The sequence below is a fragment of the Streptomyces sp. NRRL S-1022 genome (assembly GCF_000720135.1).
Classification (GTDB): domain Bacteria; phylum Actinomycetota; class Actinomycetes; order Streptomycetales; family Streptomycetaceae; genus Streptomyces.
The window spans coordinates 68,848-83,088 of record NZ_JOIU01000017.1; the positions used below are offsets into that span (position 1 = coordinate 68,848).

14 protein-coding genes are annotated in these 14,241 nt (G+C 72.1%); 2 read left to right on the forward strand and 12 right to left on the reverse strand.

The genetic code is table 11. The features are described from left to right. Positions 1-5: 5 nt before the first annotated feature. The 3 genes from IG05_RS0124705 to IG05_RS0124715 all read right to left on the reverse strand — a co-directional run bounded on the left by IG05_RS0124705 (position 6) and on the right by IG05_RS0124715 (position 2,209). Entirely contained in the window at positions 6-335 is a 330-nt protein-coding gene (locus IG05_RS0124705) for a hypothetical protein (protein WP_030345877.1), read from the reverse strand. A gap of 39 nt (positions 336-374) precedes the next feature. After that, positions 375-590: a hypothetical protein gene (locus tag IG05_RS0124710; RefSeq protein WP_030345878.1), complete on the reverse strand. Its 216-nt coding sequence runs from the start codon at positions 588-590 to the stop codon at positions 375-377. Between the two features lie 101 nt (positions 591-691). Next, positions 692-2,209, reverse strand: coding sequence for an MFS transporter (locus IG05_RS0124715; RefSeq protein WP_030345879.1), 1,518 nt, complete (start codon positions 2,207-2,209; stop codon positions 692-694). Positions 2,210-2,385: 176 nt separating this feature from the next. On the opposite strand from IG05_RS0124715, the gene IG05_RS0124720 reads away from it, so the two are divergent. Further along, positions 2,386-2,631, forward strand: a complete 246-nt coding sequence (locus IG05_RS0124720) for a hypothetical protein (RefSeq protein WP_030345880.1) — start codon at positions 2,386-2,388, stop codon at positions 2,629-2,631. Positions 2,632-2,667: 36 nt separating this feature from the next. On the opposite strand, the gene IG05_RS0124725 is transcribed toward IG05_RS0124720, so the two are convergent. From IG05_RS0124725 to yicI, 9 genes are all read right to left on the reverse strand, one after another. Further along, a complete protein-coding gene (locus IG05_RS0124725; RefSeq protein WP_051790224.1) occupies positions 2,668-3,435 on the reverse strand; it encodes a family 16 glycosylhydrolase in 768 nt (255 codons plus the stop codon). A 180-nt stretch (positions 3,436-3,615) separates the two neighbouring features. After that, complete coding sequence (locus tag IG05_RS48470; protein WP_199808375.1) at positions 3,616-3,789, reverse strand: hypothetical protein; 174 nt, start codon at positions 3,787-3,789, stop codon at positions 3,616-3,618. 25 nt (positions 3,790-3,814) lie between these two features. Next, complete coding sequence (locus IG05_RS0124735) at positions 3,815-4,171, reverse strand: PRC-barrel domain-containing protein (protein WP_030345883.1); 357 nt, start codon at positions 4,169-4,171, stop codon at positions 3,815-3,817. Between the two features lie 29 nt (positions 4,172-4,200). Next, on the reverse strand, positions 4,201-4,818 hold the full coding sequence (locus IG05_RS42510; protein WP_234336005.1) for a short-chain dehydrogenase: 618 nt from the start codon (positions 4,816-4,818) through the stop codon (positions 4,201-4,203). A gap of 163 nt (positions 4,819-4,981) precedes the next feature. After that, complete coding sequence (locus IG05_RS0124745; RefSeq protein WP_030345885.1) at positions 4,982-5,998, reverse strand: zinc-dependent alcohol dehydrogenase family protein; 1,017 nt, start codon at positions 5,996-5,998, stop codon at positions 4,982-4,984. Positions 5,999-6,200: 202 nt separating this feature from the next. Continuing rightward, complete coding sequence (locus IG05_RS0124750) at positions 6,201-7,178, reverse strand: glycoside hydrolase family 11 protein (RefSeq protein WP_030345886.1); 978 nt, start codon at positions 7,176-7,178, stop codon at positions 6,201-6,203. A 248-nt stretch (positions 7,179-7,426) separates the two neighbouring features. After that, the gene (locus IG05_RS0124755) at positions 7,427-8,599 is read right to left on the reverse strand and encodes an anhydro-N-acetylmuramic acid kinase (RefSeq protein ID WP_030345888.1); all 1,173 of its coding nucleotides are present in this window, start codon (positions 8,597-8,599) and stop codon (positions 7,427-7,429) included. An 87-nt stretch (positions 8,600-8,686) separates the two neighbouring features. Continuing rightward, the gene (locus IG05_RS0124760) at positions 8,687-10,258 is read right to left on the reverse strand and encodes a sodium:solute symporter (protein WP_030345889.1); all 1,572 of its coding nucleotides are present in this window, start codon (positions 10,256-10,258) and stop codon (positions 8,687-8,689) included. Between the two features lie 184 nt (positions 10,259-10,442). Then, positions 10,443-12,713 carry an alpha-xylosidase gene (gene yicI, locus IG05_RS0124765; RefSeq protein ID WP_030345891.1) on the reverse strand — a complete coding sequence of 757 codons (2,271 nt, stop codon included), beginning with the start codon at positions 12,711-12,713 and terminating at the stop codon, positions 10,443-10,445. A 283-nt stretch (positions 12,714-12,996) separates the two neighbouring features. On the opposite strand from yicI, the gene IG05_RS0124770 reads away from it, so the two are divergent. After that, positions 12,997-14,235, forward strand: a complete 1,239-nt coding sequence (locus IG05_RS0124770) for an ABC transporter substrate-binding protein (RefSeq protein WP_030345892.1) — start codon at positions 12,997-12,999, stop codon at positions 14,233-14,235. Positions 14,236-14,241 lie beyond the last annotated feature (6 nt).

Below are 14,241 nucleotides of genomic sequence, written 5' to 3' on the forward strand. Positions count from 1 at the left end.
GATCCTCAGAACGCGCCCAGGTCCGCGGCGGCCCAGTGCTCCGGCCGCATGTGGACGAGGAAGTGCTCGCCGAGGTGCTCCCGGTCGTACTCCACGAACGCGGCGACCTTCTCCTGCGGGAGGTAGCGCGCCGCCATCTCCCAGGACCGCTCGCGGCTGTCCGGGGCCGTCCGGGTGACCGGCCCCTCCACCCACACATAGCGCACGGAGGGCTGCGTGCGCTCGTACCAGATGGGAACCGTCAGCGGGGCGCGGTCCGGCCGTTCGACGACCGACAGGGCGCCGATGTGAGGCTCCGCCAGGAACTGTTCGCGTTCATGTAAGGAGAGAGTCACAGGGTCGAGCCTAACGCCGGTCGCCGCCTGGACGCCGGGTCATCCGGTTCCGCGGTCCAGCACCCGGCGGGCCGCCTCGGCCTCCGCCGCCACCGGGGACAACTCGTCGAGGGTGTCGAGTTCGTCGTCCGCCTCCAGTTCCCGCTCCCAGGCGGCGGCGAGCTGCTCCTGTTCCTCGCGCGGCTTCGCACCGACGGCCTCCCGGTGCTCCGGGTCCAGCGCCGTCAGGAATCGTTCGACGGGATCCTTCGGCATGCAGTGCTCCTTGTCGCCGCTCGCGGTGCCGCTCCCGCCCCAGCATGGCCAACCGAGCCCGCACCCGCCGCCCGACACGGCCCCGGACCACCCTGATGGCGTCAGGTCTGCCGGGCGTGCACCGGGTCGTTGGCGACCTCCTCCGGACACTTGCGGCGGGACCGGTTCGTCCGCCGGTCGCGCCGCCAGTCGGCCGTCGCCAGCGCCAGCGACGCCGCCATGCCGACGAGGGCGGCGCCCAGCGCGGTGACGAGCGCGCCGCGATAGTCGTGGCTCCTGCCGAGCACCAGGTAGAACAGGCCGGGCAGGGCGGCGGTCCCCAGCGCCGCACCCAGCCGCTGCCCGGTCTGCAGCGCGCCGCCCGCCGCGCCCGCCATGCGCACGGGCACGTCCCGCAGGGTCATCGTGATGTTGGGGGAGACCACGAAACCGCTGCCGATGCCGCCGAGGAAGAGGACCGGAGCGGCGAGCCAGGGCGCCATGTGCAGGGGCGCGAAGCGCAGCAGCAGCGCGGCGCCGCCCAGGCCTGCGAGCACGCCCGCGAGACCGCACACGGTGAGCAGGCGCCCGAACCGTTCCACCAGCCGGCCCGAGACCACGGCCGCGCTCGCCGAACCCACCGCGAAGGGGGTCACGGCCAGGCCGGACCGGAGCGGGGAGAAGTCCAGGCCGCGCTGGTAGAAGAGGGCGAACACCAGCCAGACGCCGCTGAAACCGACGAAGTACAGCGTGCCGATGCCGGCGCCGACGGCGTAGCCGCGCACGGTGCTGAACAGCCGCGGGTCGAGCAGCGGCTGGACGCCCCGGGCGACGAGGCGGTGCTGCCACCAGGTGAAGGCGGCGAGTACCGCCGCCCCGGCCGGGAACAGCCACCACAGCCGGCGCAGGCCGCCGGAGTCCGCCTGGACCAGCGGATACATGAGCGCCAGGACGCCCAGCCCGAGCAGCAGCACGCCGGCCACATCCAGCCGGCCCCGAGCGGAGCGCCGGACGCGGGGCAGCAGCCGGCGGCCGAGGAGGACGGCCAGGATGCCGATGGGGACGTTGACGTAGAAGATCCACCGCCAGCCCTGGGGGCCGGAGGCGAGGGCGAGGATGGCGCCGCCGGTGATCGGGCCGGCGGCGGAGGAGATGCCGACGGTGGCGCCGAAGAAACCGAAGGCGCGACCGCGCTCGGCGCCGCGGAACATCTGCTGGATCAGCGCCGAGTTCTGCGGCGCCATGAAGCCCGCCGCCAGGCCCTGGGCGAGCCGGGCCACCACCAGCAGCGTGATGTCCGGTGCCGCCCCGCAGGCCGCGCTGCAGAGCACGAAGCCGCTCAGGGCCAGCAGGAAGATCCGGCGCCGGTCCAGGGCGTCACCGAGGCGGCCCGCGGTGACCAGGGCGAGCGCGAAGGTCAGGGCGTATCCGGAGACCACCCACTGCACCTGCGCGGCGGAGGCGTGCAGCTCGCGCTGGATGGTGGGCAGGGCGACCGCCACGATCGTCACGTCCAGCAGGCTCATGAAGCCGGCCACCAGGGTGACCCACAGGGCACGCCACCGCTGCGGATCCGGCTCGTACCCGGCCTCCTGCGGGCCCGGGGCCGGATCGCCGGCTGCGGATGCAGACGCTGTCACCTGGACTCCTCCCGCCGGGGCCGCCACCCGGTCGGACCAAGTTCCCCCGCCCCGCACGGGCACACATCACGGGGGCCGTGGCCGGCTCCGGCCGGGGAACCCGTCGGCGTCCCCGCCGTTTTCGCACCGGGCCCCCGGGAACCCGGGCGGGGCGACGAGCGGAGCGGAGGACGGCGATGACGGAACACACCGACGAGCCTGCCGACCGGTACGCACGGGCCCGGGGCGACGAGGAGCCCGGAGCACACTCGGGCGGCGAGAGCCAGGCCCGCGAACGGACGATCCCGGGCACGGCGAGCGCGAAGGAGGGCTACCAGCCCGACCGCGGCACGGTGGCCGGCGAGCCGCTGCGCGGCGTGGGCACCGAGGACCAGGAGGGGGAGAGGCGGCAAGAGGACGAGGACACGGGTTCCGGCGGGTGACCCGGCGGACCCACGGCACGCCGTGCCGCGGACGGTTCAGGAATCGGCCGGTGCCCGCTCCTCGTCCCCGGCCCCGGTCTCGGCGTGCCGTGAACCGCCCGCGGACGGACGCCGTACCACCAGACTCGCCACCTCGAACGACATCTCGGTCGTCCCGGGGTCGGGCGAGGGGTGGTAACGGCCGGCGCTGACGGAGAGGTTGACGATCAGGTAGGCGTGCCAGCTGCGGCCCACGCCCCGTCCGTCCGCGAAGACCTGCGCGCCGTTCAGCCACCAGACCACCGACCGCGCCCCGAACTCGGTGCGCAGGTCCACCCAGGCGCCGGGCTGGACGGCGTCGTCGTCGAGGTAGCGGCTGCCGCCGCGCACGTGGTTGCTGAACTCCAGCAGATCCGGGTTGTCCGGGTGGTACTCGAAGACGTCGACCTCCTGGTCGCCGTCCCGCCACGTCCAGATGGCCGGCCAGGCACCGACCTCCTCGGGCAGTCGTACGCGCGCCTCCAGGACGTCCCCCGTCCGCACGGTGAACTCCTCCTGGCTGCCCTCGGTGGTCAGCAGCCCCGTGTCCCACCATCCGTCGGGCCGGCGCGTGGCCCGGAAGACGCCCGAGCGGCTGTATTCGGCGTCGGGCACCAGGTAGTCCAGCTTGTTGTCGCCCGGGTTGACCGGCCCGCCCCCCGGATAGGCCCACGACCGCCCCGCGACCCACTGGGTCTCGGACGCGAAGTCCGCCGTGAACACGACGTCGGGCGGGGGCGGGACGCGAGGGCCCGGCAGCGGGCCGCGGGATGTCGATTCGTCCATATGCGATGTCTCACCGGCTGGCGACCGGCCATGCCCCCGGGCGGCGGCCCGCCCGGGGGCACATGCGTTCGGCACTTCCACCGCACGGGCCCGGGTCGGCGCGGGCCGGCACCTCGCCGCGGACGTTCCGGGCATGGGCCGGCCACCGCGCCGGCAGCCCCCGCGCCCCGGCCGGCCCGGTCAGCGGACGACGCGGTGCTTCCTGCCCCCTCGGCGGAAGCGGATGCCGACGTAGACGAGGTCCAGGACGAGCACGACGGCGCCGATGACCAGCAGGTAGAACAGGCCGTGCACGGCGACGCCGATGATGCCCAGGACGACGGCCACGAGGATCAGGAACAGGAAAACGCTCATCGGATCTCCCGTCGGCTTCGGTGGGTCAGCGGCGGCCCAGGCGCCGCTCGCCGCCGGCGCCCGGGGTGTAGGTCAGCTCGTAGTGGGCGAAGACGGTCGGCTCGTCGGCGGCGGGCAGCTCCCCGTCGATCTCGATCGACGGGGCCTTCTTGACCCGCTCCTTGCCGTGGGCGACCTTCAGGTATCCCGGACCGACGGTCGCGCCGGGCAGGGGCACGAACACCAGCCGGCGGCGGGTGGGCAGGCCCACGGTCACTGTGGCGAAAAAGGGCTGGTCGGTGCTGGTGTCCACGTAGACGGCCTCCAGCGTGCCGATCTTGTGCCCGTCCGCGTCGACGACGTCGTGCCCTCGCCATTCGCGGATATCGGATGCCTCGAACATCACAACCTCCTCTGCGGGGGTACCCATGGTCAGGCCGGTGATGTCACCCCCGCCAGCCGGGCCGCGTCCGGGCCGGTCGCGCCCGGGTCCAGCCGGACGCGCAGGCTCCGGACGCTGCGGGCGACCCGGCCCGGGCCGTACGACACCGGGTCGACCGCGTGGCTCGCGGTTCCCTCCCAGCGGTTCGCGCAGGCGAGGGCGAGGGCGGTGACCCACAGCTTGCTGTCGTCGTGGGAGGCGGTGCCGTCGGCCAGCCGGCGCAGGTCCGTGGAGCCGGTCCGGTGCAGCGAGCTGCTGAGGTGGACGAGCCGGGCCGGCTCGGCCATCAGGGCCGTCAGCAGGTAGGGAGCGACGGTGTTGACCGTGCTCACGTCGGGGGAGTGCAGGGCGCCGGCATTGTGGATCACGGCGTCGAAGCGGCCGAACGCGCCGGCCTGCCGGGCGGCGTCACGGATCGGATCGACTTCGCCGAGATCACCCGTGACGACCCCCTCCCACCGGGCGGTGTCGTCCGCCCCCGTGAGCCGGGAGGGGTTGCGAACGTGGACGAGCGCGTCGTGCCCGTCGTCGGCCAGCGCGTGCGCCGTGTCCCGCCCCACTCCGCTGGATGCCCGGTCACCAGGATCAGTGCCATGTCCGTCCGTCATCTCCCGTGTGTGCCGCCTGCCGGCGGACGCGGTCCTCGAACCAGCCGACGGCGGCCCCGGGATGCCCGGTGGTGGCGCGGGGCGCCGTCGGTCCGTCGTCGTGCACCGGCCCCGCCGGCGTCACATCCGTGGCGGGCTGTCCGGTGGAGGTGGCCGGCGGGGGTCAGGGCGTGAGCAGGGCCTTGATGGCGCGGCGCTCGTCCATCGCCCGGTAGCCCTCGGCGACCTGGTCCAGGGGCAGGGTCAGGTCGAAGACCTTGCCCGGGTTGATCCGGCCGGACAGGACGCGGTCGATCAGGTCGGGCAGGTAGCGGCGCACGGGTGCCGGTCCGCCGCGCAGGCCGACCTGGGAGAAGAACAGCTCCTGGCCGTCCACGGCCACCTCGTGCGGGACGCCGACGAAGCCGACGTTCCCGCCGGGCCGCGCCGAGTGCAGGGCCTGCCGCATGGCCTCGGGCGTGCCGACGCACTCCAGCACCGAGTCGGCGCCGATGCCGTCCGTGAGGTCCTTGACGCGGGCGATGCCTTCGTCGCCGCGCTCGCTGACGATGTCGGTGGCGCCGAACTCGCGGGCGAGGTTCTGCCGGGACTCGTGCCGGCTCATGGCGATGATCCGCTCGGCGCCCAGCTCCCCGGCGGCGATGACACCGCACAGGCCGACCGCTCCGTCGCCGACCACGACGACCGTGGAGCCGGGCTTCACCTCGGCGGCGAGGGCGGCGTACCAGCCGGTGCCCATCACGTCGGAGACGGCGAGCAGGCTGGGCACGAGGTCGCCGGCCGGGTGCTCGTCCGTGGCGACCAGGGTGCCGTGGGCGTTGGGGATGCGGACGTAGTCGGCCTGGCAGGTGCTCATGAACTCACGGTTCAGACAGCTGGACTGCCAGCCGTTGCGGCAGTTCGCGCAGGTGTTGTCCGAGGTGGCGAAGGAGCCGACCACGAACTGTCCCGGCTGGACGTGGGTGACCTCGCTGCCGACCTCCTCGACGATGCCGACGTACTCGTGACCCATCGGGTGGGGATCGCCGATGGGCTCCGCACCGCGGTACGGCCACAGGTCCGAGCCGCACACACAGGTGGCCACCGTGCGGATGATCGCATCGGTGGGCCGGCTGATCTCCGGGTCGTCGAGGTTCTCGAAGCGCACGTCGCCGGGCGCGTGGATGACTGCTCCGCGCATGGTGGTCTTCCTTCGGTACGAGGGCTCGTGCCGCAGCCCTGGGTCGCAGACGCTGCTCACGGTCGAGCCTCACACCGGAAGGCCGACGCGAAAAGCGGAGGGATCCATCCGGGGAGGAACCCCTTCCGGGAGGGAGACATCCCCGGGAGGGGTTCGTCCGGGCGGCTGGTACCGGTACCGGCTACGACGCCTGACCCGTGCCTCAGCCGGTACTGCAGGAGACCGTCGGCCAGGTCCAGTTGCCGTTGGGCTGGATGGTGACGCCCCAGTTGTCGCCGTTGCCGTTGGGCTTGGCGACCAGTACCTGACTGCTGGGATAGCCGGCGCTGACGTTCCAGGTGGAGAGGACCTTCGCCGGGGACGGCACGTTCATCGTGACCGTCCAGTTGCCGGCGCCGGAGACGGCGACGTTCAGGTTGTACCGGTCGCCCCACTGCTGGCCGGCGGACAGGGTCGCGGTGCAGCCGCCGCCCCCGCCACCACCGCCGCCACCCGAACCGGCGCCGTCCACCGTGATGTTGGAGTTGCCGCTGCTCTGGTATCCCTCGGTGGCGAGGATCATGTAGTAGTTGAAGCTGCCGAGGGGCATGCCGGCGCGGGCCCAGGCGTCGAAGTGGTTACCGGTGGTGATGGTGCCGCCGGTCCGCTTGGTCTGCCGGACGCTCCAGTACTGGTTGAAGGTCTTGTTGCCCTCCACGGAGGGGGCGTTGTACCGGGTGGTCTGGTAGATGTCGTACGTGCCGCCGTCACTGGTGACCGTGCCCTTGTACGTTCCGGTCGGCCGGTAGGTCCCCCAGTTGTCGACGATGTAGTACTCCACCAGCGGGTTGGACGTCCACCCGTACAGCGCCAGGTAGGCGTTGCCGGACGGGTTGAAGGTGCCCGAGTAGGTCACCGCCCTGCGTCCGCCGTTGCTCCAGCCCTTGCCGGCGACGAAGTTGCCGGTGTTGCTCCAGGAGGTGCTGTAGTTGCCACCGGAGCCCAGGTTCATGGAGACCGTGCCCGGGGCGTCCGTCCAGAACGAGTAGTAGTAACCGTTGTTCGTGCCGGTCTGGTTGCCGGTGACGACCGTGTCGGCCTGGGCGGTGCCGGGCAGTGTCAGCGCGGCCACGCCGACCAGCAGCATGGTGCAGGCACTGCTGACGAACAGCCGTAAACGGCGCAAGAGTGCGTCCTTCATGCATGTCTCCTCGTCCTCGTGCGTCCTCGTGCTCCGACCCCCCTCAACGGCGACAGTGTTGGACGGCCCTGATGCACTGTCAATATTTTCGGCGATGATTCCGAAACATCAGCGGAGCCTGGATAGCCGAACTGGGCCATGTTTTCCCTGTTCAACGGGAGAAAGCGTCAACGCTGGGCAGCAGGATGTCTTCCGGGGAGGTGAAGGAGAGGCGGTGGTGGCGGCTCTCCGTCCCGAATGTTTCGGAATCAGGAGCGAACGATCCGCAGCCGGCGCGGCGGCCGTGCCACCGGCTCGGGCAGGCGCAGGGGCGTCAGGCCGGGCGTGATGCTGCCGAGCAGCGTGGCTCGGGAGGCGCCGGTGGCGCTGGGGTGGGTGCCGGGCAGGCCGTGGACCGTGAGGAAGCCCAGGACGGCGAAGGCGAGGGCCTCCTTGGCGTCCGAGGGCAGGCCCAGGTCGTCACTGGGGCGCACCGGCACACCGGGCAGTTCCTCGGTGATCATGCGCATGAGCACCGGGTTGCGGGTGCCGCCGCCGGAGGCGACGAGCTGGGTGACCCCGTGGGCGCGGCAGGCGTCGGCCACGGTCACGGCGGTCAGCCGGGTCAGCGTGGCCAGGACGTCGTCGGGGGCGGGCGTGGGTACGGCGTCGAGCGCCCGCTGCAGGTAGGGGAGGTGGAAGTGTTCCTTGCCGGTGGTCTTGGGGGCGGCCCGGCGGTAGTAGGGGTCGTCCAGGAGGACGCGGAGCAGTTCGGGGCGTACCCGTCCGGCGGCGGCCCGGCGCCCGTCCGCGTCGTAGGCGGCGGTGCCGTCGGTGAAGTGGTGGACGGCCGCGTCGAGCAGGGCGTTGGCGGGTCCGGTGTCGAAGGCCAGCGGCGCGGCTCCGGGCGCGAGGACAGTGACGTTGGCGATGCCGCCGAGGTTCAGCGCGGCGGGGGTGCCGGGCAGCCCGCACAGCAGCAGGGCGTCGGTCATGCCGACGAGCGGGGCGCCCTGGCCGCCGGCCGCGACGTCCCTGCTGCGCAGGTCAGAGACGACGGGGAGTCCGGTTGCCTCGGCGATCCAGGCGGCCCGGCCGAGCTGCAGCGTGCCGCGGACGATGCCGTCCTCGACCCAGTGGTGCACCGTCTGGCCGTGCGAGACCACCAGGTCCGCGGCGCCCGCGCACAGCTCCCGCAGGGCGCGCGCGGCCGCACCGGCGAAGGCCTGCCCGATACCGCTGTCCAGGGCGCAGACCGCCTGCGTGGTCGTGACCGCCGGCGGCAGGCAGGCCACGACGCGGGCGCGCAGGTCGTCGGCGTAGGGAACGGAGAGGTGTCCGAGGGGTCGCAGCAGCAGGGTGTCGTCGTCCAGGGCGAGGTCCGCGGCGGCCGCCTCGATCGCGTCGTGGGAGGTGCCCGACATCAGGCCGATCACCCGCATGGCGTCTCCTCTCCGGCGGGCGGAGCGGAGTGCGGCTGGGGCATGGTTCCTCCGGGATGTCGGTCGGGCTCGCGCGGTCCGGGGCGGTCAGTCCGAGCGGGTGGCCGCCGTGACCCGGCCCTCGCCGGGGTCCGGACCGCTCGCGGCCACGCCGGCCCCGGCCGGCCCGGGGGCGCGGTGCAGCAGGCTCAGCAGGCCGCCGACGGTGAGGGTGACGGCCACCCCGACCGGGACCAGCCACTGGGCGGCGATCGCCGTCGGGACGGTGGCGCCGGACGTGGTGACGTCGATCCGCACCGCGCGCACGATGTACGTCATCACCGCGACGGTCACCAGGAACGCCACGACGGAGTCGGCCTCGTGGGCCCGCCGCACGGTCCGGCCCAGCAGGAACGCGCCGAGCAGGGCGCCGTAGGTGTAGCCGGCGATGGTCAGACCGGTGAGGTAGACGTTGCCGGTGCCGGTGCTGAAGGCACACGCGAAGACCGCCATCAGCGCCGCCCACACCAGGGTCATCACCCGGGCGAGTCTCAGCAGTGACGCCTCGGAGGGCGTCGTGCGCAGGAAACTGCGGACGATGTCGGCGACGGTCGAGTTCGACATGGAGTTCAGCGCCGAGGACAGCGAGCCCATGGCGGCGCCGAGGATGCCGGCCACGAGCAGGCCGGAGACCACCACGGGCAGCCCGTGCAGGATGAAGTGCGGATAGAGGTCGTCGGAGCTGCTCAGGCCGAGTTCCTGGAAGCTCCTGCCCTCGTTGTACGACCACAGCAGTGCGCCGACGAGCGAGAAGGCCGCGAACTGGAGGGTGACGAAGACACCCGAGGCGACCATGGCCTTCTGGCCGTCACGCAGGGAACGGGTGGCCAGGACGCGCTGGACGATGAGCTGGTCGGAGCCGTGGCTTGCCATGGCGAAGATCGCGCCGCCGACGATGGCGGTGGGCAGGGCGAACGGGCTGGTCAGGACGTGCGCGAGGGAGAAGTCGGTGTCGAACAGCCGGAACTGGCCCGCGTCGAAGGCGCGGGCGAGACCGGCGCCGCCGACGTGCGCGGACAGCACGGCGACGGCGAGGACCGCGCCGCCCAGGTAGAGGCCCATCTGGATGGCGTCGGTCCAGATCACCGCCTTGATGCCACCGAGATAGGTGTAGACGACGGTGATCGCGGTGAGCACGACGATGATGACCCGGTAGTCCGCGCGGACGCCGAACTCGTCGAGCAGCAGCTTGATGGGGATCGCGGAGGCGAACAGCCGGACGCCCTCGGCCAGGAGCCGGGTGCAGACGAAGGTGACCGAGGCCAGCCCCTGGAGCCGGGGCCCGAACCTGGTGCCGAGGTACTGGTAGGCGCTGACGAAGCCGCCGCGTTTGTACAGGGGGATGAGAACGGTGGCCACGACGACACGGCCGACGACGTACCCCAGGGCCAGTTCGACGTTGCCGAAGCCCTGGCCGCTGTAGGCGCCGCCGGGCACGCTGATGACGGTGAGCACGCTGGTCTCGGTGGCGACCACGGAGAACGAGACGGTCCACCACGGCATGCTGCTCTCGCCGACGAAGTAGTCCTTCGACGTCTTCTGCCGGCCGGCCAGCCGGAGTCCGGTCACGGCGATCGCCACCAGGTAGACGCCGATCACCACGAGGTCGAGTTGGCGCACACTTTCTCCGACTGCTGCTGTCATGCGGCACGCCTTCGTGTCCGGGGATTCCGTCCCGTCGGACGGACGGTATGTCAACAAGTAACCACCGTCGGTGACTCCCGTACATTCCTGACGGCCGACCGGGTGCGCCCACCGTGTCCCACCCCGGCGTGCCGCGCCGCGGTGGGCCGCCGGCCCCCGCTCAGTCCAGCGGTACGACCACCTCGCCCGCGCCCGTCGCGCTCGCGCCCCCGGCGACGCGGACGGTGAACGGGCGGTCGGTGCCGCGCGCGGTCACCCGCAGCCGGGCCCCCTCGCGGCGTACGGTGAAGGCGGCGGCCGGGGCGCCCGTCAGGTCGGACACCGTCGTCCCGGCCGTGTAGTCCGGCGCGCCCGTGGGGTGGACCAGCAGGGTCGGGGTGTCGAGCCAGTCACCGTCGGGACGGCTGTCGTCGGAGGCGAGCGGCAGCACGGCGCCCTCGCGGACGTACAGCGGCAGGCTGTCGTAGGCGTGCCGCTCGGTGCGCCAGACCGGGCCGGTGACCCGTTCGCCGGTCAGCAGGTGCGTCCAGGTGCCCTCGGGCAGGTAGACCTCGACCTCGCCGTCCGCCGTGAACACCGGGGCGACCAGCAGATCGGGGCCGAGCATGTACTGGCGGTCCAGCGGGCGGCACGCCGGGTCCTGCGGGAACTCCAGGAGCATCGGGCGCATCACCGGGACGCCGGTACGGTGGGCTTCGGCCGCGGCGCCGTAGAGGTAGGGCATGAGACGGTGCTTGAGCAGCGTGAACCGCCGGGCGACCGCCACGGCCTCCTCGCCGAAGTTCCACGGCACGCGGTACGAGGTGGAGCCGTGCAGCCGGCTGTGCGAGGAGAGCAGCCCGAAGGCGAGCCAGCGCTTGAACACCGCGGGGTCGGGCGTGCCCTCGAAGCCCCCGATGTCGTGGCTCCAGAAGCCGAAGCCGCTCAGGGACAGCGACAGCCCGCCCCGCAGGGACTCGGCCATGGCCTCGAAGGACGCCCAGCAGTCGCCGCCCCAGTGCACGGGGTACTGCTGGCCGCCCGCGGTCGCGGACCGGGCGAACAGGACGGCCTCGCCCTCGCCCCGCTCCTTCTGCAGCAGTTCGAAGACGGTCCGGTTGTACAGGTGGGTGTAGTAGTTGTGCATCCGCTCCGGGTCGGAGCCGTCGTGCCAGACGACGTCGGTGGGGACGCGCTCGCCGAAGTCGGTCTTGAAGCAGTCCACGCCCTGGTCGAGCAGCGTCCTGAGCTTGGCCTGGAACCAGGCGCGGGCCTCCGGGCTGGTGAAGTCGACCAGGCCCATGCCGGGCTGCCACAGGTCCCACTGCCACACGTCGCCGTTCGGGCGGCGCACGAGGTGGCCGAGGGCGGCCGCCTCCCCGAACAGCGGGGACTTCTGGGCGATGTACGGGTTGATCCACGCGCTGACCCTGAGGCCCTTGTCCTTGAGCCGGCCCAGCATGCCCTCCGGGTCGGGGAAGACGGCCGGGTCCCAGGCGAAGTCGCACCACTGGTACTCGCGCATCCAGAAGCAGTCGAAGTGGAAGACCGTCAGCGGGATGCCGCGCTCGGCCATGCCGTCCACGAAGGACGTCACCGTCGCCTCGTCGTAGTCGGTGGTGAAGGACGTGGTCAGCCACAGGCCGAACGACCAGGCGGGCGGCAGCGCCGGACGGCCCGTCAGAGCGGTGTAGCGGGCCAGGACCTCCTTGGGTGTGGGTCCGGCGATCACGTAGTACTCAAGGCTCTGGTCCTCGACGCTGAACTGCACCTGGCCGACGGACTCGGAGCCGACCTCGAAGGAGACCCGGCCGGGGTGGTTGACGAAGACGCCGTAGCCGCGCGAGGAGAGGTAGAACGGGATGTTCTTGTAGGCCTGTTCGCTGCTGGTGCCGCCGTCGGCCTGCCAGATGTCGACGACCTGGCCGTTCTTGACGAACGGGGTGAAGCGCTCACCGAGGCCGTAGACCTGTTCGCCGACGCCGAGCGCGAGCTGGGCGAGGACGTGGTGCGCGCCGTCGTCGGTGGTGGCGAAGGCGGTGCCCTTGGCGCCGGCCCGGGTCAGCTCCCGCCCGTCCGGGCCGTGGAAGGCCAGGGCCCAGGGGGCCGCCTCGTCCAGACGGAGGGTCAGCGGGCCGCTGGTCAGCTCCGTGACGGTGCCGTCGCGGCGCACGTCGCCCGCACCCTCCGCCTCGGAGACGAGGGCGAAGTCCGGGCCGGGGCGGCGCTTGCCGGCGTGGTGCGTGACCCGGACGCCGATGACGCCCTCGGCCGGTGAGAAGCAGTCGACCGTGAGGAGCGGCGCGTTGAGCGTGTCCCCTCTCCGGGTCACCTTCCGCAGCGCGGCATAGGCGGTGAAGCGCTTCGACTCGCTGCGTACGTCACGGGTCTCTGTGGCGTAGGCGATCTGCACGCCGTCGCGGACGCGCCAGAAGCCGTCGGTGAACTTCATGTTCTTCCCTCGGGGGTGCTGGACGGGTGGGAGTGGGGCGCGGAGGCGTCGCCCGGCCGTTTGATCGTACACAGAACACGTCCGCCACGGACCAGGTCGTGCGCCGGAAAAATCTCTCTGACCTGCCCGGATCACGACCTTCTCGGTCATCGTCGCGAGGGACCGGAAGAGAACGGACCGCTGCCCGGGTCTGGCGCCGGGCCGGTGCGATGGCGTATTAGTCATGCCAATAAACAAACGCGTCCGGCAGTGCCGCCGGACAGTACGACAGCAAGGGCCGCGCATGTCGAAGCGCTTCAATAGCCGCTCCCGCAGTGCCGTGATACCGCTCGCAGCCGTCTCCGCCCTGGTCGCCGGGGCCGCACTGACCGGCTGCGGCCAGCAGCGCGACGGCTCCGTCTACACCGTGCTGAACTCTTCAACCGACGAGACGTACCACCGCTGGGACGCGCAGGCGATGGCCCGCTGCGGCAAGCGGCTGGGCGTCACCGTCGACCAGCGGAGCGTCCCGGCGGCGCAGGTGATGACCAAGGCGCTGCGCATGGCGTCCTCCAGGTCGCTGCCCGACATCGTGCAGTTCGACGCCTCGGAGATGCCGACGTTCGCCGGTGCCGGCGGGCTGGTCGACCTCCGCACGCTCGGGCTGCACACCGAGGACGTCCCGCAGGGCATCGTCAACTTCGGCTCGTACAAGGGCACGTACTACGGAGCCGCCCGGTCGGTGAACACGCTCGCCCTCTTCTACAACAAGGACCTCCTCGACCAGGCGGGCCTGAAGGTGCCCGCCACCTGGGCGGAGCTGCGCCGGACGGCGAAGCAGCTGACCCGGGGCCGGCGGTACGGCCTGGCGCTCAGCGCGGGCGGCGCCGAGGACGGCGTCTTCCAGTTCACGCCGTTCATGTGGTCCAACGGCGGCGACGAGACACGGCTCGACGGGCCGAGGGTCGTCGAGGCACTGGACTACTGGAAGGGCCTGCTGAAGGACGGCTCGCTGTCGAAGTCGACGGTGGGCTGGACGCAGGCCGACGTCAACGACCAGTTCATGGCGGGCAACGCCGCGATGATGATCAACGGCCCGTGGCAGGTCGAGACACTGAACACCAAGAAGTCACTGCACTGGGGCATCGCGCGGATCCCGGTGCCGAAGGCGGGGGAGAAGTCCGTCGGTCCGCTGGGCGGCGCCGTGCTCACCGTCCCGGACACCGGCGACGCACGGCGGGAGCGGATGGCGGGGAAGATCGTCGCCTGTCTGTCGAGCGAGCGGGAGCAGCTGACGTACGCGCGCAACAGCTGGATGGTCCCGGCCAACGAGAAGGCCGCCGCCGCATGGCGCAGGCAGGTGCCCGAACTGGACGCGCTGGCCGACCAGGTGGCCGCGGCCCGCTCCCGTACCGCCAAGCTCGGCGCCGGCTGGCCGGGCGTGTCACTCGCCCTGCAGAGCGCCTTCCAGGCCGCCCTGACCGGCCAGTCCAGCCAGGCCGCCCTCCAGCGCGCCCAGCAGCGGGCCACGAGCGGGAACTGAGGTACG

What these genes read in the sequence shown, in the direction of transcription:
- IG05_RS0124710 (WP_030345878.1), bottom strand. Translation starts at nt 590, where the DNA reads ATGCCGAAGGATCCCGTCGAACGATTCCTGACGGCGCTGGACCCGGAG.
- IG05_RS0124720 (WP_030345880.1), top strand. Translation starts at nt 2,386, where the DNA reads ATGACGGAACACACCGACGAGCCTGCCGACCGGTACGCACGGGCCCGG.
- IG05_RS0124725 (WP_051790224.1), bottom strand. Translation starts at nt 3,435, where the DNA reads ATGGACGAATCGACATCCCGCGGCCCGCTGCCGGGCCCTCGCGTCCCG.
- IG05_RS48470 (WP_199808375.1), bottom strand. Translation starts at nt 3,789, where the DNA reads ATGAGCGTTTTCCTGTTCCTGATCCTCGTGGCCGTCGTCCTGGGCATC.
- IG05_RS0124735 (WP_030345883.1), bottom strand. Translation starts at nt 4,171, where the DNA reads ATGTTCGAGGCATCCGATATCCGCGAATGGCGAGGGCACGACGTCGTC.
- IG05_RS42510 (WP_234336005.1), bottom strand. Translation starts at nt 4,818, where the DNA reads ATGACGGACGGACATGGCACTGATCCTGGTGACCGGGCATCCAGCGGA.
- IG05_RS0124745 (WP_030345885.1), bottom strand. Translation starts at nt 5,998, where the DNA reads ATGCGCGGAGCAGTCATCCACGCGCCCGGCGACGTGCGCTTCGAGAAC.
- IG05_RS0124750 (WP_030345886.1), bottom strand. Translation starts at nt 7,178, where the DNA reads ATGAAGGACGCACTCTTGCGCCGTTTACGGCTGTTCGTCAGCAGTGCC.
- IG05_RS0124755 (WP_030345888.1), bottom strand. Translation starts at nt 8,599, where the DNA reads ATGCGGGTGATCGGCCTGATGTCGGGCACCTCCCACGACGCGATCGAG.
- yicI (WP_030345891.1), bottom strand. Translation starts at nt 12,713, where the DNA reads ATGAAGTTCACCGACGGCTTCTGGCGCGTCCGCGACGGCGTGCAGATC.
- IG05_RS0124770 (WP_030345892.1), top strand. Translation starts at nt 12,997, where the DNA reads ATGTCGAAGCGCTTCAATAGCCGCTCCCGCAGTGCCGTGATACCGCTC.